At 74.6% G+C, this 3,401-nt stretch carries 3 protein-coding genes; 1 reads left to right on the top strand and 2 read right to left on the bottom strand.

Going from position 1 to position 3,401, the window contains the following annotated elements; genetic code table 11:
• Window positions 1-801 (bottom strand): DUF2252 family protein (locus AB0E83_RS35260; protein ID WP_362120882.1); only part of this gene is annotated, 801 nt, incomplete at its 3' end.
• A gap of 185 nt (window positions 802-986) precedes the next feature.
• Between AB0E83_RS35260 and AB0E83_RS35255 the strand changes: the two genes are divergently transcribed.
• Window positions 987-1,811, top strand: a complete 825-nt coding sequence (locus AB0E83_RS35255) for a GntR family transcriptional regulator (RefSeq protein ID WP_362120880.1) — start codon at window positions 987-989, stop codon at window positions 1,809-1,811.
• Between the two features lie 22 nt (window positions 1,812-1,833).
• On the opposite strand, the gene AB0E83_RS35250 is transcribed toward AB0E83_RS35255, so the two are convergent.
• Complete coding sequence (locus AB0E83_RS35250; RefSeq protein ID WP_362120878.1) at window positions 1,834-3,366, bottom strand: amino acid permease; 1,533 nt, start codon at window positions 3,364-3,366, stop codon at window positions 1,834-1,836.
• Window positions 3,367-3,401: the final 35 nt, after the last annotated feature.

The following is a 3,401-nucleotide window of genomic DNA, read 5'->3' as shown; positions in this document are numbered from 1 at the left end:
GCGGTAGCGGTCGAGGAGGAGGCGGCGCTCCTCGGGGAGCGAGCTGCGGTAGTCGCTGAAGATCTTGCCGAGGGCGACCCGGTCGAGGTCGGCGACGCGCTCCAGGAGCGGCGGGTCGTCGGCGATGCGCCGGCCGCCGTCGCCGTCCCGCACGGTGAGCTTGTCGAGGGCCTGGAGGCTGGTGCGGCGGCGGGCCTTGGCGAGGGTGCGGTTCAGCCGTTCGCGTTCGCGGGGGCGGACGAGGGCGGCGAGTTCGCCGGCGTCGATCCGCTCGTACCAGACGGCGAGCTCCCCGAGGCCGGCGAGGCGGCGCATGGTGGTGCGGTACGACTCGGCGGCGACGAGCGCGGCGCGGCGGGCCTTGGCGCGGGGACTGCCGTTCTGGAGGGCCGCGACGGTGACGCTGGCGGCGAGCCGCTTGACGTCCCATTCGAAGGGGCCGGGGAGCGTCTCGTCGAAGTCGTTGACGTCGAAGAGGAGCGTCCGTTCGGGGGAGGCGTAGACGCCGAAGTTCAGCAGGTGGGCGTCGCCGCAGAGCTGGACGGTGAGTCCGGTGTGACGGGTGGCGGCGAGGTCGGCGGCCATGACGGCGGCGGCGCCGCGCAGGAACGCGAAGGGGGAGGCCGCCATCCTCCCGTACCGGACGGGGGCGAGGTCGGGCAGCCGGTCGGCGGCCTGGCGCTCCAGGACGGTCAGCGGGTCGGGACGCTGGGCGCTCGGTATCCAGCGCCCGTGCGAGGAACGGGGGACCTTCTTGCGGGCCGCGCGGCCCCGCCCGGCGCGCTCCGAGGGCGTCGTCATCCGGCCTCACCCCTGTTCCACCGCCGGCATGGGCCGGGTTCTGTCGCCTGCTCCCCCATTAGAGGACGCGCCACGGGTTTCGGCCACTCTGCACGGCCGCCCTAGCGGAATGGTTTAGACCAATGATAGGAATTGATCACCCATCCGGCCCATGCGATCACGCTGAGCGAAGAAGGGGTTTGATCATGGCCGTACCCGTTTCCCGGCCCCACTCCGAACCCGATGCCGATGCCGATTCCGCCGCCGGGGCCGACGCCGGGCCGCCCCGGGAAGAGGTCCCGCGCTATCTGCGGGTCGCCGCCGCCCTGCGGGACGATCTCGTCCGCCGCGCCCCGGGGCCCGGCGGCCGGCTCCCCTCGGAACGCTCCCTGGCGCAGCGGTACCACGTCAACCGGCAGACCGTCCGCAGCGCGCTCCAGCTCCTGCGCGAGGAGAGGCTGGTGGTGACCGACCGGCGCGGCACCTTCGCCGCGTCCGGGCCGGCCGGCGGCGAGGGGCCGCCCGCCGCGCCGCCCGCGCCGGCGTCCGCCGCCCGGCCGGTCTTCCCCGGCGGGCCGCGCGCGGCGGACGCGCTGGTGCGGGCCTCGCTCGGCTGGGAACCGCCGCCGGCGGCGCTGGCGAGGCGGCTGCACCTCGCGCCGGGCGAGCCGACGCTGGTGCACCGCCACACGGTGCTGACCCCGCAGGGCTCCGAACTCCAGCGCGCCGTCTCGTGGTTCTCCCGGCCGGCGCTGGACGAGATCCCGCAGCTCGCCCGCTACCGGCGGGTCCGCCACGCGTGCCGGCCGGATCTGCGGCTGCTCTACCACTGGATGCACCAGGCGGGGCTGCGGGCCACCCACCGGGAGTCCGTGCGGGTCCCGCCGGCCGCCGCGGGGACGGCGGCCGGCGCCGCGGCCCGGCTGAGCGTCCACCGGGTGGTGAGCGACCAGCACGGGCACGTCCTGGAGGTCACGGACATCGACTTCTCGGCCCGGGAGGCGGCCTGGACGTACGAGTACAGCCTGTGACGCCCGCGCGGCGCCGCCGGGCTCAGACCAGGCCCTCCGCGATCTCCGCCTCCTCGCGGGCGGTGCCGTACGGGGTCGGCGTGCCGTACGAGCGGCGGGCGGCGTACCACCAGACGGTCGCCAGGAGCAGGACGACGGCGAGGGCGATCACCGCGTAGTTCATGGTGTCGACGGTCACCGGGCTCTTCTGGGGCAGGCAGAAGAGGACGGTCACCACCGCGACCCAGCCGACGGCGGTCCAGCCGATCGGCCGGCTCCAGCGGCCGAGGTGCCACGGGCCGGGCGTGAAGGCGCGCCCGGCCCGCAGGCGCAGCAGGATCGGGATGGCGTAGGCGGGGGTGATGCCGATGACGTTGATGGCGGTGACCGCGCCGTACGCCGTCGCCGAGTACAGCGAGGGCAGGGCGAGCACGGCGGCGGCGCCGACGGAGAGCCAGACGGCCGGGACCGGCGTCTGGGTGCGGGAGCTGACCTTCCGCCAGGTCGCCGAGCCGGGCAGGGCGTTGTCCCGGCTGAAGGCGAAGACCATCCGGCTGGCGGCGGCCACCTCGGCGTTGCCGCAGAACAGCTGGGCGACGATCACGACGAGGAGGAGGGCGGTGGCGCCGCCGGTGCCGAGCGCGTCGAGGAAGATCTGCGCGGGCGGGACGCCGGTGGCGCTGCCCACGGTGCCGGCGTAGTCCTGGATGGCGAAGGTGAGTCCGGCGAGGAGGGCGAAGCCGGCGATCCAGGAGACCCAGATGGCGCGGACGATGCCCCGGGCGGCCGTGACGGAGGCGTTGGCGGTCTCCTCGGAGAGGTGGGCGGAGGCGTCGTAGCCGGAGAAGGTGTACTGGGCGAGGAGGAGGCCGATCGCGGCGACGTAGAACGGGTTCGCCCAGCCGGTGTCGTTGACGAACTCGGTGAGGACGAAGCCGGCCGACTGGTGGCGGTCGGGGACGATCGCGAGCGCGCCGACGATGACGGCGACGCCGGCGAGGTGCCACCAGACGCTGACCGAGTTGAGGACGCTGACCAGGCGGACGCCGAAGAGGTTGAGGGCGGCGTGGAGCAGCAGGATCGCCAGGAAGATCAGGAAGGTGGAGCCGGGGGTGGGGACGAAGCCCCACTGGAGGTTGAGGAAGGCGCCGGTGAAGAGGGCCGCGCCGTAGTCGATGCCGGCGATGGCGCCGAGCAGGCCGAGCAGGTTGAGCCAGCCCGTGTACCAGCCCCAGCGGCGGCCGCCGAGCCGGTCCGCCATGTAGTAGAGCGCCCCGGAGGTCGGGTAGGCGCTGGTGACCTCGGCGAGGGCGAGGCCGACGCAGAGGACGAAGAGGCCGACGCCGGCCCAGCCCCAGAGCATCACGGCGGGGCCGCCGGTGCCGAGGCCGAAGCCGTACAGGGTCATGCAGCCGGAGAGGACGGAGATGACCGAGAAGCTGATGGCGAAGTTGCCGAAGCCGCCCATCCGGCGGGCGAGCACCGGCTGGTAGCCGAGTTCGCGCAGCCGGGCCTCCTCGTCCGGTAAGGCGGCGGACGGCCGGCGCGGCGCGTCCGAGGGGGCGGTACGGGACATCGGGGACCTCCGGGGGACGGGGAGAGGGGACGGGA

This window comes from Streptomyces sp. NPDC035033, from assembly GCF_040636735.1.
Taxonomy (GTDB): Bacteria; Actinomycetota; Actinomycetes; order Streptomycetales; family Streptomycetaceae; genus Streptomyces.
This window is presented reverse-complemented; position numbering and strand designations above follow the sequence as displayed.